This window comes from Phyllobacterium sp. LjRoot231 (genome assembly GCF_964253365.1).
Classification (GTDB): domain Bacteria; phylum Pseudomonadota; class Alphaproteobacteria; order Rhizobiales; family Rhizobiaceae; genus Phyllobacterium.
The window spans coordinates 1,570,537-1,591,152 of the sequence record NZ_CAXUQT020000001.1 but is presented as its reverse complement, the minus strand read 5'-3'; the positions used below and the strand labels follow the sequence as shown (position 1 = coordinate 1,591,152).

Here is a 20,616-nt window from a genome sequence, read left to right as displayed (position 1 = left end):
ATTTCTGCTAAACACGGTCCAGCGACTGCGCATGACGTGCGGCTACCCTTTCGGAGCCCACGTCATGACCGCCAATCCATCCCCCATCATTCCTGCCCTTTGGATGCCAAAATGTAAGATGACGCGCGTCATCTGCCATTGGACCGCTGGTGGCTACAAAGCCAGTGTCATCGACAAAGAGCACTACCACGTCATCTGGGAAAGCGACGGCAACGTCGTGCGCGGCGATCATTCCATTGATGACAATGTGAACACGGCCGACGATGACTATGCCGCCCATACCAAGGGCTGCAACACGGGCTCGATCGGCGTTTCGCTCGCCTGCATGCTCGATGCGATCGAGAGCCCCTTTAACGCCGGCAAGTATCCCATGACACGGACGCAGTTCGACGCCATGACAACCGGCGTTGCGCAGCTCTGCAAGTTTTATGGCATCCCGGTCACTCCCAAGACCGTGCTCAGCCACGGCGAGGTGCAGAACACGCTCGGAATCCAGCAGGCCGGGAAGTGGGATTATACCCGCTTGGCGTTCGATCCGTCCCTCATCGGTCAGAAGGCTTGCGGCGATTACCTCCGCGCGGAAGTCTCGGCGAAGCTGAAAGCACTCTGAAAATGGAGGGATCACCCGGAGTCCTCGACGCTATCGTGCAGATCATCCTGCAAAACGGCATGGCCGGGGTGGGACTCATAGCGCTTGCGTATGTGAACCGGGCGCAATGGCTTCGCAACAATACCCTGACCGATCAGCTGATCGAGATGGGACAGCAGAGCGTCAAGGCACAAGGGGAAACAGCCGCGTCCATGAACAGGCTGGTTGATGTCATTCGCGTGAAAGTTCCGGAGTGATCATGACGGGTTTTTTCTCATCGCTGTTCAAACACGACACTCGTCCCCAAAAAGCGATCCTCGAAAAGGTCGATCGATCGCGGCAGGAACTAACAGAGACGCGCGGACGGTTGGAAGACACGATTGCGGACTTTCTAAACGAGAACGACCGACTGAGAAAAAGGACGCAAAATGTACCGAAACCTCGCTCTTAACAGGGTCATCCAGATCGGCGTCCTTCTCGCGCTGCTCTTTGCCGTGCTTGTGCGCTTTGTCGACGTCGAGAACCTTATCGTGGTCTTGAACAGCGTGTTCATGGGCTCCATGGCCGCAATCATGGTTGCGTACTGGCGGCTGCTGCTCAACGCAGCCCTTGGCATCTTCCCGTTCAACCGTGTGCGCCAGATGACGCTGGGGTTTTTCTTATGCTGGGTCGCCTACAACGTGGACGTGCTTACCTCGATCTACTTCCGGTCACGCGGTTTCGATATGAACTCGTCGATGCTGACGGCCGCTGGCAGATACGTGGCTATTATCGCAGCGGTGCTACAGGTGACGGCACCCGATTTCGGATTGGGGCTTTTTCACGGCCGGGAACGTCAAACGCTCTGGACAGGTGGTATGCTGGGATTGCTGATCGCAATTCTAGCCATCATCGCCCAGGACTCGTCAGTGCTGGCGCTGCAATGACGTACCTCAAGATCATCCCTTACCTGTTGCTGGCTATCGCCATCGGTGCGGCGCTGTGGTTTCGCGGCAATGCCATCGATGAGAAGGCGCGCGCCGATCGCGCAACGGCTGACGCCACGACAGCCGTTGATGCGAACAAAAAGCAGGCTTCGACCATCGAAGAGCTTCATGACCTCGATGCGCGGAAGAACGCACTGTTCGCTGAAATCACAAGGCAGCTCGCCACGATCAATCAGAACGTCATCGACACCAACAAGGCGGTGTCAGATTTGGAAGTCACCGATGCGGACGTGCGCAAATATCTTGAAACTATTCCTCCTTCTGAGCTGCTCCGCCTGCTCAACAGGAAGGGAAATTAAAGTGGTGCAGGCTCCCGAAGTGATCGTGGCAGAGCCACCAGCTGCTTTCCTCGAACCCATTCGAGATCCGTACAAGGCCGTCGCTACCACTGGCGGGATTGTCGATCAGCTCATCGCCACGCGCGGGACGCTGCAAGTCTGCACCGCTCAAGTCGATGGCATGCGCCGTTGGCGAGACACAACAGTAAGGAAACCTCAATGAACCCCAACATTGAAAAGCTGATCTTCGCCACTGGAGCGCTGGCCTTTGCCCTCGTCGCTCTGCTTACCGTCATCGTTTTCGGCGACACCGTAGCGCGATCGTTCGCGGTCTGGAGCGCGCTCTTTGCGTGCTGGTCGCAATTCGTTGCGCAGGACCGCCACCCTGTTGCGGGAAAGGCGTCGATCGCCCTCGCCTACATCGGTTTCGCGCTCATGTTCGTGGCGCTGATCTATTTCACCAAGGGCGGTTGACGCTCTTACCAATCCGCGCCCGGCGGTACCGGGCAGACTCTAACCGAAAGGACGCAATATGCGCCTGCTATTCTTTGGCTCAATTGCCGCTCTGGCCTGCATGGTCATGTTCGCCGCACCCCAGATTGCATCGAGTAGCGCTGATCCGCTGGTCGTGCCGATCGCATATGTCACCCAAGCCGATCACGTCTTGCCGACACCCTATGTCGAGCACCGCGTCACGCAGGCGGCTCTTCCGGCCTTTGCCTTTGCGCGAATGGACCGGATTCGAACGTACAACGACAAGGTGCGATTTGATTTCCGGAACATCGGCGTCAATCCGAAGCCTGGCGACCGCTACCTCTGTTAGCAGCCCCTCCCAGGGCTGAAGCGGCCCGTCGCCTACAACGGCGGCGGGTTTTCGATCCGCTCCCGGCGGTACCGGGTAATCAAAGGAGAAGCCGCATGAGCGCGCCAGTAGTAAGAGCGAAGTTTTTTGTCACCGAGGTCAAGCATACCGGCACGCCGGGAACTGCCCCCTATGCCACCATTACACTGGCTCCGGTGTTCGGAAGCTATGGCGACGGCAAGGTGAATGAAAGCTGGTCGAAGTACACCCCATCGGGAAAGATCGAGATGGCTGTCACCAATCCGTCAGCGATAGACGCCTTCGAGATCGGCAAGGCCTACTTCATCGACTTCACCCCCGTCGAGTAATTTTATCCCGCACGCCACGGTGTGCGCTTGCAGCGGCCTTCGGGTCGCTGCGTCAACTCAAAAGGAATTACGATGGCTCTCGTAAATGTGTCTCTTGGAAGATTGCTCGATGGCACCACGAAGGGCCTAGCGTTGCTTCCTGCATCCAAGCCTATTTCGTCTGAGGCGATGACGTCTGCGGCAGGATCCGCACAAGGCACCCAGATCGCGCCCGACAACAAGGGCCAGCTATTCTGGTCTGTGACAGCATCAGGCGGAGACGTATGGGTGAAATTCGGGATCAATCCCATTGCTTCCGCTGGTGGCGATTGGCTCGTTTCGGACGGTCAAACGCGCGAGTGGACCGCCACGCCCCTTGAAAAGATCGCGGTGGTAGACGCATGAGCCGGTTAGCTCTTGGTTTGGGGCTTGGCATGTCGCGCCGCTCGAGCGGTGGCGGTCCCGGTACACTCACGTCCGAATTTGCCATAACAATTACCGCCGAAGGGCCTGCCCCGACCTATCTGGGACAGGGTGCTGTCGGCGCCAACACCTCAACAACCAGTGTCACGCCAGCATTGCCCGCCGGCATGCAGGCCAATGACATTATCGTCATTCAGGCATTGTGCCTCAATTCGAATACCGCCTTCGACGTTCCAACCGGCTATAGCGAAATCACACAATTTAATGTGGGCGCGCACCGCGTCGGCTGGTTTTGGAAGCGCCACACGGGATCGGAAGCAGCCCAAGCAGTTATCAACGCTGGGCGTACGTCGACAAACCTTCTCGCTGCGCAGGTTACGGCCCGTCGCGGTTGCATCACCACTGGCACCCCATACGAGGCGCTGGGTACGGTCTTGCAGGCCGCAGCGGCGGTTGTGACCGGCGTTGCCGTCACATCGCTAGGCTGGCGTCGCCTTGCCGAACAGAACATCATGCGGCTCGCTGCGAATACCGCGTCCGGAGCCTCCGTGCCATGGATTGAAAACCTTGATCAGGGCACGACAGGCGGCGGTGGTTGCCGCTTCTACATCGCGACACTGACGCAGGACTTCCCCGAAACCGCCCCAGCCGTTGATATCGCGGGCGCAAACGTGATCTATGGCGCGATCGGACTGGCTTGGAAGGGTGTTCCCCCAGAAATCACGATCTCGCCTGCGAAGGTCCAGAGGCGCGGCCTGTGGGTTTGGACCTACGTCCAGACCATCGCCTCGACCAGCCAAAAGAACATCCTTCTCAATGAGTGCATCAACAGCTCGATCACGGATCTGTATTGTTTCACGACTGCAGCGCTGGTTGAGGCCAATGCGGCGGCGATGCAGAGTTTTAACGCACAGGCCAATGCCCTTGGCATCCGCGTCTGGGGACTTGATGGCAACCGCGGGCATTTTTCCGATGTTGACGGTTATCAATTCCTGTTCGCCAACATCGATGCCGTCATCGCATTCAATCAGACCGCGACAGCGGCGCAGAAGTTCTACGGCTTCCATATTGACTGCGAACCGGCCGATCAGGAGGGATTCTTTACGTTTCACAACGGAATTGCCTCCTCTGCCCTCAGCACCGTCGGCGGTGGCGAGTGGAAGGCTACACAGGCGCTCGATCGAGAATATCTGATGCGCGATTGGGTTGAGATGCACAAGCAGTGCAAGGTGCGTTGCGCCAATGCCAACATGCTATTTGCGTCTGCCCTGCCCGTATGGTTCGATGATTATTTCGGGGAACCCATCACCTGCACCTATGATCATGGCGATGGTGCCGGCGCGATCACTCAGAACGTATTCTTGCACCTGGCCCGTTATACCGATGTCGCTGCGATTATGTCCTACACGACCACTGCACCCAATATCATCGATCGAGTTCGATATGAGGTGAACAAGGCGAACAATATAGTTCCGCCGGTGCAATTCGGCATGTCCATCGAGAGCGTGGTGGGCGTCGGTAGCGGCGTTTCTTACGGCGATACGGTCGGCAAGCAGACCAAAGCCGCTGCGCTCGCTGATCTCTCTACTGCAATCGCCATGTATTCCGGCGATCCGGCCGTCAACTGGTCAAATCTGCATGATTGGGAAGGGTGGAAGGCGATAAGCCCGGCGTCAGTCAATACAGCGACGCCTACGCCAACCGCACCTCCCAGCGCCGAAACGGTCTATCCGCTCCAATCGAAGAAAAGTCCGAGCAGCGCGATAACGCTGTCGGCCTCGACCATTTCAGAAGCAGCTGCCGTCAACGCCACTGTGGGAACGTTGAGTGGTGGCACGACGTACCGGCTGGTTTATGATCCCGGCCGGTGTTTCAAGATTGTCGGCGGGGAGCTGCGTGTTGCGCGCAGGCCAATACCTCCCGGCAGTTACGCGGTGCAGGTTTCATCGCCATAGCAAACACAGCCCGTCGCGGTAACAGCGGCGGGCTTTTTGCAGATTACCCGCTCAACCCCGACCCTTCTGCGCTGTTGGCAGACAGGATCAAGGCGATATCCTTAGACCCGCATGCAGAGCATTTGAGCTTGGGAACAAGATCATCCCTCATGGTGCTGTGATCGCGGCCTAGACGCTTTGCCAGCGCTTCCAGATCGAGCATGACGCAATGATGGCATTCGGGGTTATTGCAATAGGCCCGCAGATTATGTTCATTATCGATCAGGGAACCGATGGTGTCTAAATGGATTGTCATGCAACGGAGATAGGAACCGGCACGGGATTCGGCAATGGAAGACGAGAAGTGGTTTAAAGAAGTCACGGTAATGACCAGCACGCTCGGACGGATGCGTGTCGTCACATCAGCGCTTCAGGCGGCTGAGTTCCTGCTGACCGACTGGCCAATTGAGGAAGGCGAAGCGCTATCCGCTGCGAAATATGCCCTCCTGTCATGCCTTGAAGGCAAACTCTCTCCCGGATCGGCGCGGTTCGCGTTCATCCAGGCTGCGAAGGAAGCCAATATCTATGTCGATGCACCGGAGCGAGGACCGCCAACCGGCAAGCCGACGCGGTGGCATCGGAGCAAACCACGCCGCCGGGCGTGACCTATTTGCTGGTGCCGTTCTTCACGCTATCCTGAAAATGGTTAGGCAATGCACGGCCGCGCGAGTCGTCTTTCTCGATATCGTTATGCGGGTGCCAAGAACGGATACGATGATCGAGATCCTGTTCGCGCTGGCGAACCTCCGCCGCATGCTTCGGAAGCAGTGCAGATCCGTACAAGTGATTTTCAGGAGCCCACGGCTGGCCCGAAACCGCTTCCACAAGTTTGATCAGCTCATGCTGATACCGCATGTGCCGGACGTGAACGAAGCGGCTATAGCGATGCGCCGTGTCCGATCGGAACCAGACGAACCATGCGTCGTCTCCCACCGTATCGCCGCTGCTGTTTTTGAATTGCATCGTGGTGACCTCGATGCCGATATCTTCGAATGACGTGTGTCGGCCGACAGCACTGCCAAGCCAAAGCAGCCAATGCTTTTCAGGTTGCCGATCGTGCTGGTGCCATTTGAAGCCTGAAGCACTCAACCAGGCTTCGCTGATCAGTTCTTCAGTCATCCGGCGTTCCTCAACGGGTTAAGCGCAAGCGAAAGGTGCGTCAGTCCTTTTGCAGTGATGCGAGCTTGGGTATAAGTGCGCTCGTGCCCGTCCTCTCCGATCTTGACCGTCAACTTTGTCTCAAGATTTCCGGTCCTGATTTGAGAAGAGTGGGCGATAAGGACGCTGCTGCCCGTGCGACGATACACCCAGCCGTTCCTGACAAGCCAGTTCGTCAGATCCATTGGCCGCATCTGAAGGCTCTTGGCGGCATCGGTGACGCAAAGGCTTCCGTCGGCATTGGCGATGCGCTGCAGAGCGTCATGCGACGGCTGAAGCTGTTGCACCTTACCTTCTAGCGCGATGACCTTCTCGACGTTGTCCAAGAGCAGTGCGCGAAGATGAGCCGGATCATTGAGTGAGACTGATGGGTCTTTAGCGCGGCGTTCGCATTCGAGGAAATATTGCCGCGCTTCCTTGCCCTTGGCGCTACGCTCCACCATAGATATCTCTTTCGCCATATCGATCGAAATGACGTACTCCAAACTCGGCCGACCTTTTTCGGAACTTTCCGAATAAGTCACAAAATCGCTGTCGAGGGTGAAATTATATTGGACGATACGATCCTTGATCCAAGTTGAGAAATGATCCTTGTTGCCAAGGAAGGCATGCAAGTCACGGGCATTGACCGACTGAACGATATCGCCACCAATGGTGCGTTTAATAACTACCGGAAAAGATGTCATAGGATGATCCTTAGAACGGTTGATCAACATCCAATCGAGGATGCCTTTGCTTTTCTGGGCTATGGGCTATCCTCCCAACCATGCTGCGTTTCGATCCTTCCACGCGAGCAGCTCGACCTTGGCGTGGCCGATGGCGCCGGGATGGCACACACCGGTAAATTCGAGCGTTGCGGCGCTGGTCATCATCGCAAACTGGACGCGGTACCGAAGCACTTGACGAACGCGCAGCGTGCCGCGCTCGATGTCACGCTTAAGCGATGGACAGTACCGAAGGCTGGTCGCGGCGCATTCCTTGTGCAGCAGCGGCTCGACCTGCATCACGCAAAGCCCTTCTGCACCAGGTTGCGGCCGCGCGTGCGATAGTGAAACCTTGGTGCGCTGGTGAAGAGTTTTGCCGCAAAGATCGCACAATCCGTCAGCGATCACTTCGCGATGGCGCTGCATGTGCGGTTTTCCGAATTGCGGCTTGCCCTCTCCCGGCGCGACGGCGTTGCAAGCGGCTATCCTGCCCTCCGCATGCGGACATTTCGCAAGGTGCTGCGATTCTTCGGCCGACCACGAAACGGAGTACGGCACCGGCATGTTGCCGTAGCGAAGTTCTCGGGTCATTTAATCGGCTCCCGTTGGACCATCGAATCCGCCTGGGCGGTCATCGTGCTTTCCTGATCCATTGCATTCGAGACAAATGTGGGTGCCGTCCAGCACCGATCCTGTCCCGTCGCAAACGATGCAAGGTTCCGATGCCTGTGCGTGAGGTTGGGAAAGTGCACGTCCATCGGCCAGACCGCGACCATAACCCTTCTCTTCCTCGTTGATCAGCGCGCGGGCGTGGTCAGCGCGCATTCCATGCATCTCGCGATCCTTGTCACTATCCTCGGCACGATATCGTTCGATCTCGCGTTCCATCTCCCGTACGTCCGCAGCCGACATGCAGCAAATTGGCTCACAAACTTCGTGCGAACCAAAGTGATCGCGCGCCGCCGCAGGATCGGTGAACACTTCTTCGCAGTGGAAACAGCGCCACTCTTGGCTGGTGATGTGAGCGGCGAATGCCATGGCAATACACACGACAAGATCGTTGGGAATCGGAGTTCCATCGATCTTACGCACCCATTTTGCATTGTGCGGCTTTGCAGCCCACGTCGTATAACCCTGTTGCGCAATACTGATCGGATCGTTCATGGCGTGCTTTCCCCTTTGACGACGATCACGGTGCCGCATTTGTAATTCAGTTCGACGGGCTCTTGGTTCCAGACACGATCGAAGATGGATTCGAGGTCCGATTGCACGGCCGCAAGGGTCTGCTCTGTCACCTCAAGGCGTGCTTTGAGAACAGCGACCTCGATGCGCTGCCGCATGCGCTCGTCCCGGCCGTCCGGATGGTGGATGTTGCTGTGGCTCATGACAGTTCCCTTCAGTGGAGGCCAAAAGCGCGCATGTTGTTGGTGCGCTGGGATTTCGCTCGAACAGCGTCTTCACGCCATTTCAGTTGCTCGACCATGCCGGCGCTCTCGACAATCAAAGCCTGGACGTGTGCTTCGTAGCTATGCCCGCGAGTGACGGCACATTCGCCACCGCCAAGCTGACCATCGTCGCAACCGTGTTTGCTGCCAGTGTGAGCAGCCTGGTAAAGCGGACAGAACTGAACGTCGGAATGCGGGCATTTGGTCTTGGTCATGGGGTTTCCGCCTTCAGTTTTGCCCGGTGAATGTCGCCATCGTTGGCGACATAGAGTGGTGGTTTGCAGCCGTGTTCGCAGCGCAGCGCCTGCATTTTCTTGGCCGCTTCTGCCAGAGGTGTCGGAAGGTCGAAACCTTTGAACACATGGCCGCACGCGCCGCATCTGGCCCAGATTGCGCTGGTCATTCAGGCACACTGATCGACACCGATATCCGTTTGCGATTTTCGTCCACCTCGTCGCCATCTACGACCATTGGCACGCGCAGTTCCTGACCATCAACCGATACCGTAGGATGGTGCCAGCTGACGCCCAGCGGCACTCCGCGAAAGACGGCGGCTTTGCCGCAAATCGTGCAGTGGCCCGTAATGTCGACCATCTTGATTGTGTCGTCTTCGATGTTCGCGACGTTGACCTGAAACTGAAAATCAGGATGCGGGCATTGCGTGGAAGCGCTCATTGCTCCCACTCCCAAAAGCCCTGCATCCCCTTCGCTGGCACAAACGGCTCGAAGACCTTGATCTCCGATAGCGGCCAAGCGAAGTTCGAGTGCTGGTTGCGATCGCTGTCATTCAGCTTGCCGCCGAACTCATGCACGATATCGTTGCCGCCCTTGGCCTTGCCGATCTTCACGGTGCCGAGAATCGATGACAACGGAAGGATTCCCGGTGATGTGATTGCGCGCTCGAGGAGCGGCAACGCGATCTCCTTGTTCAAGCAGGTTGTCCAAGCCTGATCGGACGTAAGGCGCGTAATCAGGTCTGCGAGCTCGCCGCGCTTCATCGGCCGGGCACCTGCATGTATGGCGATGGTTGTTCCGATGATGACGTGAGGCACGGGCCAGCCGCGAAACTCGTAGGGCTTTGCGTTGGCCATGATGAGCGAGGCCCAAGGTTGCCAGATGGTGATTGCTTTCATTGCGATACTTTCGGAAATTGGGTGTGGGTGATGGCGTCGAGCAATTCGTGGACGCTGGTGCGGTGTGCTGGTTGAGCGCTAGGCGCGGGTTTTCGCGGGTCGAAACGTAATCGTTCCCATCGACCGGCGTTGGCGAGGACGCGTTTTTCGAATTCGCTATTGTTGACTAGGAGGTTTGCAATTCCTTCGGCCCACGTGTCGTAATCTGGCGGCCGCCGCCACATTTTCGTGCGCCTGTTTCCAATGCTTTTGAGGCATTCGGCACAAGCTGGCGAGTATTCAAACAATTCAAACACTTGGTCGTCTTCTTCATCAGCGCACGTCGTCACGCTCAGAAAATCCGGACATATGAACCGTTCAAAACCGCGAAGCTTATGCGAATAGCCGTGGTTACATCTAGCGATATCCCCGCAAAGGCAGCACACAAGGCCCAATTCTTCGCCGACGTGACGCACTGTGTCCCATGGCTGATAAAACTTGAGATAGCCTGCGAGGTGAACTTTATAGAGCGAATCTGGCACCGCGACTTCTCGGTCCCAAGTTGCCGCGGGATTTGCCTTGCGAAAAACGGGATCAAACAGCTTGTCCAGCGCGTCAATGATTTCCTGCCTGTCGGCGTGGACGAATTGACCGGCGGACAGGATGGCATCAACCATCTGAGATTGAGTATATATTTGTTCGTTGGACAAGCTGTTCATGGACTTAGGAAGAACCAAGCGGCATTGGAGCGCCGAGGAATGAATTGTGCGGCGCTTGGGACATTGGGGCAGCATGAAGCTTCAAATGCTTCTGGACTTCGATCTCCATGCGGACGGTTTCAACTATGCCGGTGGCAAGCTTAGCGACTGCATTCGCTCGAGTCGGATTGCTTGTCCCATTACGAATTGCGTCGATTTCATCAAAAATGGCGTCACGCAAACCGGCGGTCGTGCGCGAGATAGCGGGCTGTTCTGTTTTTGTAACGGCGGGAGTCGACATATCATTTCCTTTAAGAGCCCGTGAAATAGGTCGATGAGTTGGGCAAAGTCTCAGACCGTTCGTGATTGGTTGCGCGCACCTGGCTAGGTTTGTGGCACCTTCGGAAATGCATCGTGGGTCATGCCGTCGAGGTGACGGCCGGCGGCTTTCTTGCCGATGCGCTGAAAGGGCCAGCCGGATTCGATGCGTTCTCCGCCTGCAGTCAGTCGAATGCAGGTCGAACCGTCGATGGGCCAGTGACCATCGTTCGCCGCAAGCGGCTTCCATTCGCCCCATTGCTTGAACAAAAATGGGACATTGGCTTCTTTGCATTGATCGCGGATCATTCTGACCCAATCCGGATGCAGCGGCCGGGCATGGGGACCGCTTTCGCCGCCTACGATGATCCAGTCGAGTTTGCGCAAACCGTCCAGATGGTTGGTGAGGTACTTCGATCCGATCGGGTGCCACGTAGCCCAGCGGAACGATATCCCGCTCAAGAACGGCTCCATCGAGAGGAAGAGCACAGCAGGACGTGGTTCGACGGCCGTTAAGTGAATGACGCGCCGATCGGCTTCGGGCTGATCCTCCGTCGAGGTGCCAAGCCAAACGTGCCCGCGTATCTCGTCCCAAAACGGTGGGAGCATCTTCTTGATGTTTTGCGGCCGTTTGGTCAGCAACTGCCAATCGAGCGCTGGTGTATCCCTGATCAGCTGCCACAGATCAGCCCGCCACGACGGATCGACGGCATTGTCGAACACATCCGCCAGTGAAGAGCAGAAAACGCGCTGGCGGCGTCCGTGGAGGCCGTAGAACTCTAGAGCGTCGCGTTGCCAGCGATGCGGTTTGCTCCAGTTGGATGCGGAAGTCCTGCGACGAGGCGCACCAGGCCCCCAATTCGTCGCGGTACCGCCTCCGAAGCGCTGGTTGCGCGCCTCGGCATAGCAATGGTCGCAGCCAGGTGAAACCTTCTGGCATCCTTCCCATGGGTTGAACGTATGGTCGCACCACTCAATCGCGCTGTTCTCAGCCATGTGGTTGCCCTCTTTCCCGCATTGATATGAACTGCCGCATTAGCTCCTCGGCGAGGTGCCGAATGAGGCTCGTATCTCCCCGTAATCCCTCTATCGCTTCGTACAGAACTCTGGCTGCGCCGCTCAACTCGTTGGGTCCAAGGGTGCCGTGCTCATTCGAAACGAAGCTGTTTTCCAACCGCGCCACTATCTCCGCAGTCATACTGCGATGATTGTCGGACGCCGATTTGTCGACTTTCGCCTTTAATTCTTCCGGTATACGGAGCCGGAAATGTAAATCTTCTCTAGCCATGTGATCCGATCTCGCTGCGCGCTAACTCGGTCAGAGCGGTAATCTTCGCGCGCTGGTTAGCGATATGAGTTTCAATTATCGGCCGGGCGAGTGACCAAGGGACATTGAACAGCTGGTGCCCGTTGTTTCCGCTCGGTACGCCAAGCTGCAGGCCGTCCTGCCGCCTTCCGAACGCATCGCGGATATCAGGCGTCTCGCGGCGGTTAATTTGTTCGGAGATATCGGCAAGAAGCTTTTCGGCGGTTTCAACCTCCCGATAAGCCAGAGCGATATCCATGGCGGTTTGCTTGCTGACGAGGCCCTTGGTGTCATCCATGAGGACTTGCCTCCAGCCACGCCTTAGCCTCGGCCAGCTCGCGCTCGTAGCGCTCCTGATCGATGACGATGATGCGGGAGTAGTCGATGTAGAAGGAGGAGACGGTCTGCTTGGCGCACCACGCCACCCAGAACGAACTCAACTTCTGGAAGCCAACAAGCTCGTTGAACGCGTCCTCATGGTGGTTGTCGCTCATGTAGGATTCGATCACGCCTTCGATATCTAGATCAAAGCCGTGCCGTGTGGTGGTAAAACACCACGCCGGCAGGTTCGGCTCGCCATCGATCACAACGTCGTCGCCGAGACGTTCGAGCATTTCCTGCACGTCGGTAAAGTAATCACCGCCTTCCAGCGTGACCATGTTGTCATCTTCCGGAACGACGGTGGCCTTAACAAAGCGGCTTAGGTCGTAGCGCTTGGCATTGACTTCTTTGTACTCGGCGCTTTGCAGCGTCATTGAGTTTTGAGCATGCTCCATTGTCGTGAATATCTGGTCGCCGCTACCGGTGGCCCAACAGTTCGGGTTTTCGGGGTTGGCCTTAACGAGAAGCGGCAGCGGCTTCGTAGCGTCGTGATCCGCTGGTATGGCGATGCGAAGGCGCTGAAGGTCGAGATCGATTTCGCTGGTCATTGGACAGTACGCTCCGCTGGAAAGTATTCCTCGTTGCGCGTCTCTCCGAAGCAATAGTTGTGACCATGCAGGCCGTGCTTGCCCATCCACACCCACAGCGCGTCGGCGAGCATCTTTTCAAGTTCCGCCTTCTGTGCCGACTCAGCGTGGATCATGGAGCCGTCCTCGCCCCAAGACTCCTCATTGTGTTCTTCGTACTGCTCAAGCACGTTGTCAGCGTCGAAGATGTTCGTTGTCGGTACCTTCTTGTTGGCCTCGATGATGGTGAAGCCATGAACGTGCGCGTCGTCGGCGCGAGCGGCCGCGATCGCAGCTTCCCTGGTGGACACATCCACGACGGAATAGCTTTCCGGTTCGGCTCCATGCGCCCAATACCAGAGGAAAGGATTTGTCATGCTGGGGATTCCTTCGATGCGAGGTGTTTTGCAAGCTCGGCCTTGCCGAGGGCTGTGAGGTGGATTTGGTGCGTTAAATCAACGTCGGGAATATCGCGGCCGTCGCCCCTGTCGGATGGAACGGTCACGGCAAGTGGCACGGCCATAAGAAGGCCGCGACGGAGGAGAAGATCGCAGTCCTCGCCGTCGCAAACGTGGTTATTGCTCGGCGCAAGATGGACAAGCGGCCACATGTTGGAGCCAGCGGCAAAGCCCGTGAACGGAGCTTCCTTCAGGCAGGCGATCTGCTCGGCGGTCAGTTCGGTCATCGTGCGCTACTCCTCGCCTTGCAACGCTCGACCACGACGGCAACATCCGTCACGACCATTTCGAACCGCGGGCTTTTGGGACAGGCTGCGATGGCCGCGTATTCCGATCGGATGGTCCGGACGTGCGCGCCGACGCGGTGCTGATTGATCCCGAGTGAATTAGAGCACTCAATGTTCGTGGCGCAGGGGTATGCCTTGAAGAACGCGCGCACCGCTGCGAGGTTTTGTCGGCCGAGTTGGATTTGCTTATGGTTCATGCCGGATCTGGCTCCGTAGCTGCTGCTGGCCACGTTTCGTCACCACGCAGGCGCTTTGCCTCAACGGCAGCAAGGTAGCTGCCATGAGCGTCTTTCTCCGGATCGTAGTCGTCGCCGGGTTGCGCTGGTGTCTGCGCGATCGTCAGCGCGCCATTGGAATGCGTCGCGGTGATCGTGAAAACCATGTCAGGAAACGTTTCCCGCAAAGCGGAAATGCGAAGGTTCATTTCAGCGTGCAAGTCCGTCATGGGTGGCTCCTTAGCCAGCAGGCGACGCAGCCGACCATCAGCGCCAGGGCAACGATGGCGATGTAGGCGATCGTGGTGTGGTTGCTGGTTTCAAGATCGACGTCGCGATCCTCCCACGCGGACATTTCCGCGTAGGCTTTGTCGGTAAAGCGATTGAGATCATCGCGGGCGCGGTTGTCGTTCATGCCGAAACCCTCACGCTTGCCAGCCTGACGAACTCACCAAACTTCAGGCTCGGGTAGCAGTCGGCGATGTTTAGATAACGCTGGTATCGCGCTTGAGCCCGAGACGTGGCCGGGATCGTTTCGCTGTAGCCGTTGAACTCGACCTCAAACGCACGCCACGGCTTGCCCATGTGCACGGACTGCTTGTCGAGGTGGTCCTTCAGGGCATTGCGACCAGCGTCAGTTACGGCAAAGTAAGCCATGTCGCCGCGCTGCCCGACCTTCTCCCAGTAGGGAGAGGCGGCGAACTCCTTGGCGTCCTGGCTGTCTTCGCTCGTAGCGAAGTAGTTGCGATGACTCTCGCGCAACGGGCTAACAGGTCTACCGAGCGCGTGGTCAATGTGGTCAAAAGCCTTGTGCTCAAGATAGCGATTGACGCTGACGTTCATCAGTAGTCACCGATGTTAGTAGACACGTGATCTTCGTCCACGATGAAGGTGGAGCCGCTGCAATAGGCGGCAAATATCAGCTTCTGCCAGCTGCGCCACGGTCCCAATTTGATTGAGGTTTTCGCGTCCATGCCTTCGATGGTGAGCGATGAGAATTTCCCTTCGGGGGTGACAGTGATCTGCACGGCGCACGCTTTCGGCTGAACCCTTTCTTCCTCGTCGAGATACACTTTGAGGTAACCCTGCAAGACCGAGGAGTCGGGATAGGCTTCCTCAACGAGGCACGTCACGCTGGCGCCGTAGCGGCCTGCCGAGTTTTCCTCGACATACTTGACCATGGTCTCGACGACCTGCGAGAGTTTCAGCTCTTTCGGCGCGATAGAGAGGATCTCGGCCATTTCCTCTGAAATCTTCGCGTTGATAAGGCCTGACAGCGTTTCGTCCATCTTGGCGCGAAGTAGTGCCATGACCATATTGCCGTAGGCCGGAACGTCGAGCTTGTATTGGCCAATATCGAGCGCCTTCTGAACAACCTGCTCGATCTGCTTGTTGACGCTACCGTAGGATCGGAAGGCGTCATTTACTGCGCCTTCGATAGCCTCTCCGATCTTCTTCTCAACGTGCGCGCGGAGCTTGTCTTCGCTGGTTTGGCGATGAACCTCCGCAATGATGAATTCTGCGAGCTGGGACGGTGCCGCAGGTGTGTTTTCGATATCGGTCATATTCCAGTGTCCTTTCTGGGTGGGTTGTGAATGATCTTTTGGACGCGTGCTGTTTCCCGCTCGCGCATTTCTTCGGTGTCCCAGCCTTCCTCGGCCTCGATCTTCTGAATGATCGCGTTTGCAAGGCGCTCCGCTGCCCTCATGATCTCCGCGCGACGCTCGTTGCGACGCTTGAGGATCCGCGAGCCGTTGGGGTTTAAGATCGGATGATATTCGGCACCGGCATCTGCGACCTGGCGCGCGTCGAAGCGCTCGAAATGCGGGATGCGATACGCTAGCTCCCAGCTGCCATGGTTGGTCAGATCCCGCACCATCAGATTGAGCTCGGCACCACGGGTGTAAGGCGTGGCGTCCTGGCCAACCGGCATTGCTGCAATGTTCCCTTCAAAGCGGGAAGGTGCGCGTGCTGGCGTACGGCCGGAAAACTCGCGGTTGACCGCAGCGTCCACTTTATCCAAGTCGACATGCGGCTTGCCTACCTCAAAGCCTTCGATCCAGCGGCGCACAGCTTCCGCGCCGTAGCTCGAAACCGTCATACCCATGATCATCAAGCCGCGCGGTTGTTCTGCAGTTTCGGGATGCTTGCGCAAATCCGAACTCATGGAGGTGGTGGCGCCGATCAAAGCGCCACGCTTGACGTAATCAAGCGCGCGTTCCTTGCACCAGATCATGTGATCCTCGGCGGTGCGCTTTGGCGTCTTGGGGTGGATATCCAGCTCTGCCCGGCCTTCGCTGGTCAGGTAGAGCGTGTCACTGTGCCCATTCACGCCGACATACTTCGGGAATAGCTCGCGGGGCAGTGATTTACCGAGCGGTCCCATGTCTTCGATCATGCTGCGCTCGGTTGCCTTACCGCCGGCATCGAAGATGTATTTCAGCGCCTGGAGTGCCTTGGGGGAAATGCTCATACCTCAAGCACCTTTGCGCGGCGATCGGACTGCCACTGCTTGATCAGGGGCACCAGCTCGTTGATGTGGAACCAGCCCTTGCCTTTGAGCGCTTCGACTTCGGCGTCACACGTCGCGAGGTCAGTCGCGACCTCCTCCGGACGCATGGTCAGCAGCTCGGTGTAGCCGTTTTCATCGACGGCGGTGTCCAGCGAGGCGCGCAGCACTTCGTGCAGAGGGCGGGTCAATGGCTCATCCTCGTAACCAACTTGCCCTGGTCGTCGTAGATGAACGCGAGATAGCCTAGCTCGTACTCATCGGTGCCAGCCCGGCGAGCGACTTCGAGATCTTCGAAGATTTCGTTGCGCATTTCGGTAGCCGGCACCCTGTCTGGTCCACGGATACTCCATGTGAAGGTTTTCAGACGGTATTGCCCGAACGGCGCCATGTCCGCGACGTTGATCGCGGCGGATGCAGACGTGAGTTCGTTGATGACGTGCCCGGTATCGTCAGTGATCGTGACCCGTTGAAAGCCTTCCTCGATGAGTATCAGCGCATGGTGGCGCGCGGCATGCACATCGGAAAAATCTACAATGGATATTTGTTCAGCCATTGGATCGCCGTCTGGAGAGGCTTTGCGCCCATTCACCAGAAACTCGCCGGGGCGGGCCTTTTTTCCCCAAAGGCTCGTCTTGCCAATACCAAGCTGCCGTCCGTTGATTGACTCGGTGCGCACGATTGGACCGGGCTGCATGGCGCGTTTCTCTTCGTCCGTCCAATTAAGCGCGGCGGCGTCCAGCTTGCCGGTATCTTCAAGCCCCAGCTTGACGGCGCGTTCTTTCTTGAACCGCTCAAGGCGGTCAAAGTCTATGCGTCCGTGAGCGCGAGTTAGATAGGCGACCAGATCATCACCGCTGGAGAACGCGGCCATCGTTTGTGGTATCAGATGTGGTGGCGCGTCCTCGGTGATTATCCACCCGCCATTATCGGCAGGGATGACATGGTAACCGTTTGCGAAATCGAGATGCTTTGCGGAGGTCAAAATGCACCCCCAGCCGACAGGCCATAAACAGGCTGTTTAAGGGAGCTTGCACGCAACTTGCACGCAGATGTCGCTTTGTTCCCGCAACGTTTCCCATCAGTTCCCCATAGACCCACATAGGATAAGCACCGAATCCCATAGGTTCTACATAGGTTTTTGGAATTACCCCCTGCGTTGACATCGTAGGGGTCACAGGTTCAATCCCTGTCACGCCCACCATCTGAACCGAAGCACGTCTCGGTAGTGGCAGGCAGTTCCTGGACGAGAACCCGACAATAAAGGTCCGGCTCAGCCGTGAAGGTTTCAGAACCTCGTGGGGAATCTTTCTGCGCCACGTCATCGGGGCACGATCGTGCGCCTTTCCTGAGATGCGTGCGCAAACTGCTTTCTACAATTCAGTTTGGTTTGATCGTGTGAAGCGCACCCCGCCCGATGCAAACTTCGTTTGTGTGACAAGACCTTACCCTACATCCCGTAGGACGGCGAGTGCGGAAAAGATTTCGGCTGACCTTTCGACTTCGGACGGCGGTCGTCGCTTCGTCCCTTGGACGAGACTTGCTCCAACGAGGCGCCGCCTCCAAGTGGCATGCGAACGTTTTCGATGATAGATTCCTATCCCGGCGATGACGTAATGAAGGACATCCCGAAGAATTGTGGCATTGCCACACCGCACTGGAAGATGCGGCCGATGGGCTAATAATTGCCGTCTCCATATGAAGGCTTTCGCAATTACTCACGATTCCGGTCTGGTTCGCCCCCGGAAATCAAACCAAAGTATGAGTCTATCAAACCAGCGCATTATTTCCCCGCACGTTAGTATGGTGGAGTATCCATGGATGCCTCGCTACTGTCTGGGGAACGACAAACGTGCCGAAGCAGAAGCAGAAGCCGATTCCGCCTCAGACGAAGGATTAAAGTTATGGAGAAGCAGGATACGATTTGGGTCATGCTGTTTCTGGTGGGTTCTGCTACCATCGTGACCCTCGCATTTACCACCGGCGATATATTCGCCCTGTATTGAGCCTATCAGACTGCATCATTGTCGATCAACCAAACCAGCAGCAGTTAATGGTTTTCCATACTATGGATTAATTCGCTCTGCGGGCTGACGATTCCATCCATTTAGACTGTAAATTTTGCCATATTTGACCGATTATAGAAATAAATCACAAAAACATAAGCGTATATAAAATATATATATTATTATAATTGCGACAAATACCGAATTATTTTCTTTTAATCACCAAAATATTACTTTCTAGCATCTAGAAATTGCGCGAGATTATTTATAAATAGATTGGTAGATCGGGAACCGCCGACGCTGGAAAATATCCAGCGTGACACGACGGAACTGGACGGTCTTACAGCAGGAGGGCGACAACCTCACCCTCAATACTTCTGGAGGCGCCAAAAATGCGCTCTTTAATAGTTAGGACGGCACTGACCGCCTTGTTTATTTCCACTCCATTTGCAACCGCATTTGCCGCTTCACACGGCGGTGGCGCGGGCGCATTCCACGCCTTCCACACGGGTCGATCCGTTAGCAATGGTAGTCAAAATTCCAATCGTATGGTTACCACCAGCCCGTCCTTTCAATCCGGGAGCCGTATGGACATGAATTCAGTTAGCCAAGCAACAGCCACTCCGGGAAATACAGATATCAAAGTACGATAGACCATGCGTTGAAACTAACCCAGCTTGACTGATGCCAAGCACGGAAGAGTACCTGTTCACGACGATGAGACACGGCAACAGTTGAGCACGAAATCGCCCCCGGGACGTCCCGGGGGCGATTTCCTGAGCGTGTGCCGTCTTGGCGGTATTGCGCATCGGGTAGGCGCGTTCGGTTTGCCGTGAGCGTGCCATCCATCACGATCTTATGACCGCCTGCCTCGCTTGTAGTGGCAGACGCGCACGCCTACCTTGTTCCTGGCATTGCCCCGTCACCGATTAGGTGTAGCCTCCAGAACAATTCCAACCCTTCGGCGGAGATTCGAGATGCAGCTTGGTATGATTGGACTGGGGCGTATGGGCAGCAATATGGCACAGCGCCTGATGAAGCATGGTCACGACTGTGTCGTGCACGATACCCGCGCCGAGAGCATGGTGGAGTTGCAGGGCCTCGGCGCCAAGGGCAGCACATCGCTGCAGGAGTTCGTCTCGATGCTGGCAAAGCCCCGCGCTGTCTGGCTTATGCTCCCCGCCGCGGTGGTTGACAAGGTGCTGGCGCAATTGGTGCCTTTGCTCGACAAGGACGATAGCATTATCGACGGCGGCAATTCCTATTACCATGATGACATACGCCGCAGCGGCGAGCTTAAATCGCACGGCATCCACTATGTCGATGTCGGCACGAGCGGCGGTATTTTTGGCTTCGAGCGCGGCTATTGCCTGATGATCGGCGGCGAAAAGGATACCGTCCAGCATCTCTCTCCGATTTTTGCCGCTCTTGCGCCGGGCAAGGGCAACGTATCCGAGACACCCAGCCGTCTGGAGAACCCGGTCGCCGGCAGCACAGCCGAACAGGGTTACCTGCATTGCGGACCACATGGTGCCGGACATTTCGTCAAAATGGTCCATAACGGCATCGAATACGGGCTCATGGCTGCCTATGCGGAAGGCCTGAACATTCTGCGCAATGCCGATATCGGCCTGCGCTCGCATGAGGTGGATGCGGAGACGACGCCGCTGCAGCATCCAGAACATTACCAGTACGATTTCAACCTGCCCGACGTCGCTGAGGTATGGCGGCGCGGTAGCGTGATCAGTTCCTGGCTTCTCGACCTGACAGCCGATGCCTTGCATGGTGATCCGGCGCTGGCGAGCTATGAGGGGCACGTTTCCGACTCGGGCGAAGGCCGCTGGACCGTCATGGCTGCGATCGATGAGGCCGTACCGACGCCCGTACTTAGCGCTGCGTTGCAGGAGCGCTTCTCGTCGCGCGGCAATGCCGACTTCGCCAACAAGATCCTGTCCGCCATGCGACGTGAATTTGGCGGGCACGTGGAAAAACAGGCGCCGAAATCGGCAGGGTAATCCCACCCGCCGGACGCCT

36 protein-coding genes are annotated in these 20,616 nt (G+C 57.0%); 12 read left to right on the top strand and 24 right to left on the bottom strand.

Annotated features, from left to right (window positions below; all coding sequences use genetic code 11):
- Nucleotides 1-64 precede the first annotated feature (64 nt).
- From ACSQ3H_RS07800 to ACSQ3H_RS07750, 11 genes are all read left to right on the top strand, one after another.
- Entirely contained in the window at nucleotides 65-610 is a 546-nt protein-coding gene (locus ACSQ3H_RS07800) for a peptidoglycan recognition protein family protein (protein WP_436116517.1), read from the top strand.
- Nucleotides 611-612: 2 nt separating this feature from the next.
- The gene (locus ACSQ3H_RS07795; protein ID WP_436116516.1) at nucleotides 613-846 is read left to right on the top strand and encodes a hypothetical protein; all 234 of its coding nucleotides are present in this window, start codon (nucleotides 613-615) and stop codon (nucleotides 844-846) included.
- Between the two features lie 171 nt (nucleotides 847-1,017).
- Complete coding sequence (locus tag ACSQ3H_RS07790; protein WP_436116515.1) at nucleotides 1,018-1,515, top strand: hypothetical protein; 498 nt, start codon at nucleotides 1,018-1,020, stop codon at nucleotides 1,513-1,515.
- A complete protein-coding gene (locus ACSQ3H_RS07785) occupies nucleotides 1,512-1,874 on the top strand; it encodes a hypothetical protein (protein ID WP_436116514.1) in 363 nt (120 codons plus the stop codon). Before ACSQ3H_RS07790 ends, ACSQ3H_RS07785 begins: the two co-directional genes overlap by 4 nt.
- Before the next feature lies 1 nt (nucleotide 1,875).
- Complete coding sequence (lysC, locus tag ACSQ3H_RS07780; RefSeq protein ID WP_436116513.1) at nucleotides 1,876-2,076, top strand: Rz1-like lysis system protein LysC; 201 nt, start codon at nucleotides 1,876-1,878, stop codon at nucleotides 2,074-2,076.
- Nucleotides 2,073-2,327 (top strand): hypothetical protein, encoded by a 255-nt coding sequence (locus tag ACSQ3H_RS07775; protein WP_436116512.1) that lies wholly within the window; start codon nucleotides 2,073-2,075, stop codon nucleotides 2,325-2,327. The genes lysC and ACSQ3H_RS07775 overlap by 4 nt, the downstream gene beginning before the upstream one ends.
- 58 nt (nucleotides 2,328-2,385) lie before the next feature.
- Nucleotides 2,386-2,676 (top strand): hypothetical protein, encoded by a 291-nt coding sequence (locus ACSQ3H_RS07770; protein ID WP_436116511.1) that lies wholly within the window; start codon nucleotides 2,386-2,388, stop codon nucleotides 2,674-2,676.
- Nucleotides 2,677-2,771: 95 nt separating this feature from the next.
- A complete protein-coding gene (locus tag ACSQ3H_RS07765; protein WP_436116510.1) occupies nucleotides 2,772-3,023 on the top strand; it encodes a hypothetical protein in 252 nt (83 codons plus the stop codon).
- Nucleotides 3,024-3,095: 72 nt separating this feature from the next.
- Nucleotides 3,096-3,407, top strand: a complete 312-nt coding sequence (locus tag ACSQ3H_RS07760; RefSeq protein ID WP_436116509.1) for a hypothetical protein — start codon at nucleotides 3,096-3,098, stop codon at nucleotides 3,405-3,407.
- On the top strand, nucleotides 3,404-5,380 hold the full coding sequence (locus tag ACSQ3H_RS07755; RefSeq protein ID WP_436116508.1) for a hypothetical protein: 1,977 nt from the start codon (nucleotides 3,404-3,406) through the stop codon (nucleotides 5,378-5,380). Before ACSQ3H_RS07760 ends, ACSQ3H_RS07755 begins: the two co-directional genes overlap by 4 nt.
- Nucleotides 5,381-5,709: 329 nt before the next feature.
- Nucleotides 5,710-6,024: a DUF982 domain-containing protein gene (locus ACSQ3H_RS07750; protein WP_436116507.1), complete on the top strand. Its 315-nt coding sequence runs from the start codon at nucleotides 5,710-5,712 to the stop codon at nucleotides 6,022-6,024.
- 1 nt (nucleotide 6,025) lies between these two features.
- Here the strand turns inward: ACSQ3H_RS07750 and ACSQ3H_RS07745 are convergent, their stop codons facing one another.
- The 24 genes from ACSQ3H_RS07745 to ACSQ3H_RS07630 all read right to left on the bottom strand — a co-directional run bounded on the left by ACSQ3H_RS07745 (nucleotide 6,026) and on the right by ACSQ3H_RS07630 (nucleotide 17,450).
- Entirely contained in the window at nucleotides 6,026-6,538 is a 513-nt protein-coding gene (locus ACSQ3H_RS07745; protein ID WP_436116506.1) for a hypothetical protein, read from the bottom strand.
- A complete protein-coding gene (locus ACSQ3H_RS07740; protein WP_436116505.1) occupies nucleotides 6,535-7,263 on the bottom strand; it encodes an antA/AntB antirepressor family protein in 729 nt (242 codons plus the stop codon). The genes ACSQ3H_RS07745 and ACSQ3H_RS07740 overlap by 4 nt, the downstream gene beginning before the upstream one ends.
- A gap of 66 nt (nucleotides 7,264-7,329) precedes the next feature.
- On the bottom strand, nucleotides 7,330-7,872 hold the full coding sequence (locus ACSQ3H_RS07735; RefSeq protein WP_436116504.1) for a hypothetical protein: 543 nt from the start codon (nucleotides 7,870-7,872) through the stop codon (nucleotides 7,330-7,332).
- The gene (locus ACSQ3H_RS07730; RefSeq protein WP_436116503.1) at nucleotides 7,873-8,445 is read right to left on the bottom strand and encodes a hypothetical protein; all 573 of its coding nucleotides are present in this window, start codon (nucleotides 8,443-8,445) and stop codon (nucleotides 7,873-7,875) included.
- Complete coding sequence (locus ACSQ3H_RS07725) at nucleotides 8,442-8,666, bottom strand: hypothetical protein (RefSeq protein WP_436116502.1); 225 nt, start codon at nucleotides 8,664-8,666, stop codon at nucleotides 8,442-8,444. Before ACSQ3H_RS07725 ends, ACSQ3H_RS07730 begins: the two co-directional genes overlap by 4 nt.
- Nucleotides 8,667-8,677: 11 nt before the next feature.
- Nucleotides 8,678-8,941 (bottom strand): hypothetical protein, encoded by a 264-nt coding sequence (locus ACSQ3H_RS07720; protein WP_436116501.1) that lies wholly within the window; start codon nucleotides 8,939-8,941, stop codon nucleotides 8,678-8,680.
- On the bottom strand, nucleotides 8,938-9,129 hold the full coding sequence (locus tag ACSQ3H_RS07715; protein WP_436116500.1) for a hypothetical protein: 192 nt from the start codon (nucleotides 9,127-9,129) through the stop codon (nucleotides 8,938-8,940). Before ACSQ3H_RS07715 ends, ACSQ3H_RS07720 begins: the two co-directional genes overlap by 4 nt.
- A complete protein-coding gene (locus ACSQ3H_RS07710; protein WP_436116499.1) occupies nucleotides 9,126-9,401 on the bottom strand; it encodes a hypothetical protein in 276 nt (91 codons plus the stop codon). Before ACSQ3H_RS07710 ends, ACSQ3H_RS07715 begins: the two co-directional genes overlap by 4 nt.
- A complete protein-coding gene (locus ACSQ3H_RS07705; RefSeq protein ID WP_436116498.1) occupies nucleotides 9,398-9,859 on the bottom strand; it encodes a hypothetical protein in 462 nt (153 codons plus the stop codon). Before ACSQ3H_RS07705 ends, ACSQ3H_RS07710 begins: the two co-directional genes overlap by 4 nt.
- Nucleotides 9,856-10,515: a hypothetical protein gene (locus tag ACSQ3H_RS07700; protein ID WP_436116497.1), complete on the bottom strand. Its 660-nt coding sequence runs from the start codon at nucleotides 10,513-10,515 to the stop codon at nucleotides 9,856-9,858. Before ACSQ3H_RS07700 ends, ACSQ3H_RS07705 begins: the two co-directional genes overlap by 4 nt.
- A gap of 46 nt (nucleotides 10,516-10,561) precedes the next feature.
- The gene (locus ACSQ3H_RS07695) at nucleotides 10,562-10,837 is read right to left on the bottom strand and encodes a hypothetical protein (protein WP_436116496.1); all 276 of its coding nucleotides are present in this window, start codon (nucleotides 10,835-10,837) and stop codon (nucleotides 10,562-10,564) included.
- Between the two features lie 83 nt (nucleotides 10,838-10,920).
- Entirely contained in the window at nucleotides 10,921-11,850 is a 930-nt protein-coding gene (locus tag ACSQ3H_RS07690) for a phage Gp37/Gp68 family protein (protein WP_436116495.1), read from the bottom strand.
- The gene (locus ACSQ3H_RS07685) at nucleotides 11,843-12,142 is read right to left on the bottom strand and encodes an Arc family DNA-binding protein (protein WP_436116494.1); all 300 of its coding nucleotides are present in this window, start codon (nucleotides 12,140-12,142) and stop codon (nucleotides 11,843-11,845) included. The genes ACSQ3H_RS07690 and ACSQ3H_RS07685 overlap by 8 nt, the downstream gene beginning before the upstream one ends.
- Nucleotides 12,135-12,458, bottom strand: coding sequence for a hypothetical protein (locus ACSQ3H_RS07680; RefSeq protein ID WP_436116493.1), 324 nt, complete (start codon nucleotides 12,456-12,458; stop codon nucleotides 12,135-12,137). The genes ACSQ3H_RS07685 and ACSQ3H_RS07680 overlap by 8 nt, the downstream gene beginning before the upstream one ends.
- Entirely contained in the window at nucleotides 12,451-13,089 is a 639-nt protein-coding gene (locus ACSQ3H_RS07675) for a hypothetical protein (RefSeq protein ID WP_436116492.1), read from the bottom strand. Before ACSQ3H_RS07675 ends, ACSQ3H_RS07680 begins: the two co-directional genes overlap by 8 nt.
- Entirely contained in the window at nucleotides 13,086-13,484 is a 399-nt protein-coding gene (locus tag ACSQ3H_RS07670; protein WP_436116491.1) for a hypothetical protein, read from the bottom strand. Before ACSQ3H_RS07670 ends, ACSQ3H_RS07675 begins: the two co-directional genes overlap by 4 nt.
- Entirely contained in the window at nucleotides 13,481-13,792 is a 312-nt protein-coding gene (locus ACSQ3H_RS07665; RefSeq protein ID WP_436116490.1) for a hypothetical protein, read from the bottom strand. Before ACSQ3H_RS07665 ends, ACSQ3H_RS07670 begins: the two co-directional genes overlap by 4 nt.
- Before the next feature lie 253 nt (nucleotides 13,793-14,045).
- On the bottom strand, nucleotides 14,046-14,297 hold the full coding sequence (locus tag ACSQ3H_RS07660) for a hypothetical protein (protein WP_436116489.1): 252 nt from the start codon (nucleotides 14,295-14,297) through the stop codon (nucleotides 14,046-14,048).
- Complete coding sequence (locus ACSQ3H_RS07655) at nucleotides 14,294-14,482, bottom strand: hypothetical protein (RefSeq protein ID WP_436116488.1); 189 nt, start codon at nucleotides 14,480-14,482, stop codon at nucleotides 14,294-14,296. Before ACSQ3H_RS07655 ends, ACSQ3H_RS07660 begins: the two co-directional genes overlap by 4 nt.
- Complete coding sequence (locus ACSQ3H_RS07650) at nucleotides 14,479-14,910, bottom strand: hypothetical protein (RefSeq protein WP_436116487.1); 432 nt, start codon at nucleotides 14,908-14,910, stop codon at nucleotides 14,479-14,481. Before ACSQ3H_RS07650 ends, ACSQ3H_RS07655 begins: the two co-directional genes overlap by 4 nt.
- A complete protein-coding gene (locus ACSQ3H_RS07645) occupies nucleotides 14,910-15,632 on the bottom strand; it encodes a hypothetical protein (protein ID WP_436116486.1) in 723 nt (240 codons plus the stop codon). The genes ACSQ3H_RS07650 and ACSQ3H_RS07645 overlap by 1 nt, the downstream gene beginning before the upstream one ends.
- Nucleotides 15,629-16,540, bottom strand: a complete 912-nt coding sequence (locus ACSQ3H_RS07640) for a hypothetical protein (RefSeq protein WP_436116485.1) — start codon at nucleotides 16,538-16,540, stop codon at nucleotides 15,629-15,631. The genes ACSQ3H_RS07645 and ACSQ3H_RS07640 overlap by 4 nt, the downstream gene beginning before the upstream one ends.
- Nucleotides 16,537-16,767 carry a hypothetical protein gene (locus tag ACSQ3H_RS07635; protein ID WP_436116484.1) on the bottom strand — a complete coding sequence of 77 codons (231 nt, stop codon included), beginning with the start codon at nucleotides 16,765-16,767 and terminating at the stop codon, nucleotides 16,537-16,539. The genes ACSQ3H_RS07640 and ACSQ3H_RS07635 overlap by 4 nt, the downstream gene beginning before the upstream one ends.
- The gene (locus ACSQ3H_RS07630) at nucleotides 16,764-17,450 is read right to left on the bottom strand and encodes a hypothetical protein (RefSeq protein ID WP_436116483.1); all 687 of its coding nucleotides are present in this window, start codon (nucleotides 17,448-17,450) and stop codon (nucleotides 16,764-16,766) included. The genes ACSQ3H_RS07635 and ACSQ3H_RS07630 overlap by 4 nt, the downstream gene beginning before the upstream one ends.
- A 2,109-nt stretch (nucleotides 17,451-19,559) precedes the next feature.
- Between ACSQ3H_RS07630 and gnd the strand changes: the two genes are divergently transcribed.
- Entirely contained in the window at nucleotides 19,560-20,597 is a 1,038-nt protein-coding gene (gene gnd / locus ACSQ3H_RS07625; protein ID WP_436116482.1) for a phosphogluconate dehydrogenase (NAD(+)-dependent, decarboxylating), read from the top strand.
- Nucleotides 20,598-20,616 lie beyond the last annotated feature (19 nt).

Coding starts and splice junctions, on each gene's coding strand:
- ACSQ3H_RS07800 (WP_436116517.1), top strand. CDS start 65: ATGACCGCCAATCCATCCCCCATCATTCCTGCCCTTTGGATGCCAAAA.
- ACSQ3H_RS07795 (WP_436116516.1), top strand. CDS start 613: ATGGAGGGATCACCCGGAGTCCTCGACGCTATCGTGCAGATCATCCTG.
- ACSQ3H_RS07790 (WP_436116515.1), top strand. CDS start 1,018: ATGTACCGAAACCTCGCTCTTAACAGGGTCATCCAGATCGGCGTCCTT.
- ACSQ3H_RS07785 (WP_436116514.1), top strand. CDS start 1,512: ATGACGTACCTCAAGATCATCCCTTACCTGTTGCTGGCTATCGCCATC.
- ACSQ3H_RS07775 (WP_436116512.1), top strand. CDS start 2,073: ATGAACCCCAACATTGAAAAGCTGATCTTCGCCACTGGAGCGCTGGCC.
- ACSQ3H_RS07770 (WP_436116511.1), top strand. CDS start 2,386: ATGCGCCTGCTATTCTTTGGCTCAATTGCCGCTCTGGCCTGCATGGTC.
- ACSQ3H_RS07765 (WP_436116510.1), top strand. CDS start 2,772: ATGAGCGCGCCAGTAGTAAGAGCGAAGTTTTTTGTCACCGAGGTCAAG.
- ACSQ3H_RS07760 (WP_436116509.1), top strand. CDS start 3,096: ATGGCTCTCGTAAATGTGTCTCTTGGAAGATTGCTCGATGGCACCACG.
- ACSQ3H_RS07755 (WP_436116508.1), top strand. CDS start 3,404: ATGAGCCGGTTAGCTCTTGGTTTGGGGCTTGGCATGTCGCGCCGCTCG.
- ACSQ3H_RS07750 (WP_436116507.1), top strand. CDS start 5,710: ATGGAAGACGAGAAGTGGTTTAAAGAAGTCACGGTAATGACCAGCACG.
- ACSQ3H_RS07745 (WP_436116506.1), bottom strand. CDS start 6,538: ATGACTGAAGAACTGATCAGCGAAGCCTGGTTGAGTGCTTCAGGCTTC.
- ACSQ3H_RS07740 (WP_436116505.1), bottom strand. CDS start 7,263: ATGACATCTTTTCCGGTAGTTATTAAACGCACCATTGGTGGCGATATC.
- ACSQ3H_RS07735 (WP_436116504.1), bottom strand. CDS start 7,872: ATGACCCGAGAACTTCGCTACGGCAACATGCCGGTGCCGTACTCCGTT.
- ACSQ3H_RS07730 (WP_436116503.1), bottom strand. CDS start 8,445: ATGAACGATCCGATCAGTATTGCGCAACAGGGTTATACGACGTGGGCT.
- ACSQ3H_RS07725 (WP_436116502.1), bottom strand. CDS start 8,666: ATGAGCCACAGCAACATCCACCATCCGGACGGCCGGGACGAGCGCATG.
- ACSQ3H_RS07720 (WP_436116501.1), bottom strand. CDS start 8,941: ATGACCAAGACCAAATGCCCGCATTCCGACGTTCAGTTCTGTCCGCTT.
- ACSQ3H_RS07715 (WP_436116500.1), bottom strand. CDS start 9,129: ATGACCAGCGCAATCTGGGCCAGATGCGGCGCGTGCGGCCATGTGTTC.
- ACSQ3H_RS07710 (WP_436116499.1), bottom strand. CDS start 9,401: ATGAGCGCTTCCACGCAATGCCCGCATCCTGATTTTCAGTTTCAGGTC.
- ACSQ3H_RS07705 (WP_436116498.1), bottom strand. CDS start 9,859: ATGAAAGCAATCACCATCTGGCAACCTTGGGCCTCGCTCATCATGGCC.
- ACSQ3H_RS07700 (WP_436116497.1), bottom strand. CDS start 10,515: ATGGTTGATGCCATCCTGTCCGCCGGTCAATTCGTCCACGCCGACAGG.
- ACSQ3H_RS07695 (WP_436116496.1), bottom strand. CDS start 10,837: ATGTCGACTCCCGCCGTTACAAAAACAGAACAGCCCGCTATCTCGCGC.
- ACSQ3H_RS07690 (WP_436116495.1), bottom strand. CDS start 11,850: ATGGCTGAGAACAGCGCGATTGAGTGGTGCGACCATACGTTCAACCCA.
- ACSQ3H_RS07685 (WP_436116494.1), bottom strand. CDS start 12,142: ATGGCTAGAGAAGATTTACATTTCCGGCTCCGTATACCGGAAGAATTA.
- ACSQ3H_RS07680 (WP_436116493.1), bottom strand. CDS start 12,458: ATGGATGACACCAAGGGCCTCGTCAGCAAGCAAACCGCCATGGATATC.
- ACSQ3H_RS07675 (WP_436116492.1), bottom strand. CDS start 13,089: ATGACCAGCGAAATCGATCTCGACCTTCAGCGCCTTCGCATCGCCATA.
- ACSQ3H_RS07670 (WP_436116491.1), bottom strand. CDS start 13,484: ATGACAAATCCTTTCCTCTGGTATTGGGCGCATGGAGCCGAACCGGAA.
- ACSQ3H_RS07665 (WP_436116490.1), bottom strand. CDS start 13,792: ATGACCGAACTGACCGCCGAGCAGATCGCCTGCCTGAAGGAAGCTCCG.
- ACSQ3H_RS07660 (WP_436116489.1), bottom strand. CDS start 14,297: ATGACGGACTTGCACGCTGAAATGAACCTTCGCATTTCCGCTTTGCGG.
- ACSQ3H_RS07655 (WP_436116488.1), bottom strand. CDS start 14,482: ATGAACGACAACCGCGCCCGCGATGATCTCAATCGCTTTACCGACAAA.
- ACSQ3H_RS07650 (WP_436116487.1), bottom strand. CDS start 14,910: ATGAACGTCAGCGTCAATCGCTATCTTGAGCACAAGGCTTTTGACCAC.
- ACSQ3H_RS07645 (WP_436116486.1), bottom strand. CDS start 15,632: ATGACCGATATCGAAAACACACCTGCGGCACCGTCCCAGCTCGCAGAA.
- ACSQ3H_RS07640 (WP_436116485.1), bottom strand. CDS start 16,540: ATGAGCATTTCCCCCAAGGCACTCCAGGCGCTGAAATACATCTTCGAT.
- ACSQ3H_RS07630 (WP_436116483.1), bottom strand. CDS start 17,450: ATGGCCGCGTTCTCCAGCGGTGATGATCTGGTCGCCTATCTAACTCGC.
- gnd (WP_436116482.1), top strand. CDS start 19,560: ATGCAGCTTGGTATGATTGGACTGGGGCGTATGGGCAGCAATATGGCA.